Source organism: Kitasatospora sp. NPDC059462 (assembly GCF_042749955.1).
GTDB lineage: Bacteria > Actinomycetota > Actinomycetes > Streptomycetales > Streptomycetaceae > Kitasatospora.
This window is the reverse complement of record NZ_JBHYUU010000081.1, coordinates 33,029-34,170: the sequence shown is the minus strand read 5'-3', so window position 1 is coordinate 34,170 and position 1,142 is coordinate 33,029. Positions and strand designations below refer to the sequence as shown.

1 pseudogene is annotated in these 1,142 nt (G+C 77.7%); it reads left to right on the top strand.

Features of this window, described 5'->3' with window-relative positions:
- Positions 1 to 817 (top strand): annotated as a pseudogene (locus tag ACFXAM_RS20785) (hypothetical protein); the annotation flags it as partial.
- Positions 818 to 1,142 lie beyond the last annotated feature (325 nt).

Sequence of the window (1,142 nt, the reverse complement as noted above, 5' to 3'; positions counted from 1 at the left end):
GCCCGGGACGGCACGCCGGCGGCTGCTGCGGCAGCGGCTGGTGGTGTTCGTGACGGTCACGGTGGGCGTGGCGCTGGCCATCGCGGCGGCGCAGGGGTGCGAGAACCGGGACAAGCAGGGACTCCGGGCGCCCACGAGTTCCGCGTCCGCGCCGGCCTCGCCGGGTGGCACGGCTTCGGCGCCCGCGGCGGCCGCCCCGGCGGCCCCCGCGGCCGGCTCCGGGCCGGAGGCGTCGGCCGGGACGGGGATCTCGGCCGACGGACTCGCGCCGTCGACCACGCCGCTGGCGGCCGCGGCGCACGGGGCGCCGGACGGCGCGCTGCTGCCCGCCCAGGGCCTGATCCCGGGCGTCGACTGGCCGAACCGCACCTACCTCGACCCGGCGGGCGGTCCGGCGATCGTCCTGCGGGACGGCCGCTCGACGGCGGGCGCGGGGCCGCAGGTCGTGCTCAGCGCGGTCCTCCCGGCGCGGTACAAGGGCGAGCCGGCGACCGTGATCGTGCTGCGGCGCTCGGAGGGCTCGGTCCCGGTCGACCTGGTGCAGCTGTTCACCTTCAACGGCGGCAACCCGGTCGCCATGACCTCGCGCTCCTCCGCGGCCGATCCGCAGGCGACGGCGGCCTGGCGGCTGGAGAACGGCGCCCTGGTGCGGGAGGAGCGGGTCGCCCAGACCGGGGCCGCCACGTCCACCCGCTACACGCTGCGCGCGGACGGCACCCTGGAGGAGTCCTGGCCCGGCTCCCCCACCATGACTCCCCCGGTCACCACCCCACCCCCCGCCGCCGCCCCCGCCCCTCCCACCGCCCCGACCGGCTGACCCCGGGCGAACGCCCGCGGAAGTCGGCGGACCCGACTCCCCAGGCGCCGCAGCACGCGGAGCAGGAAGTCGGCGGAGTCGACTTCTCACGCAGCGGCAGGCCCCAGGCACCACAGCAAGCCACCACACCCGGGCCGCCACGGACAAAGGCGCCACCATACGCCCGACCAGGAAGTCGGCGGGCCCGACCTCCCACGCCACAACCCCGGACGCCCCACGCGAGGACGCCGGAGCAGAAAGTCGGCCAGCCCGGACTCCCCGCCCGGCCACACCACCACCCAGGCGGCCACAGCACGCAGAGCAGGAAGTCGGCGGAGTCGACTTC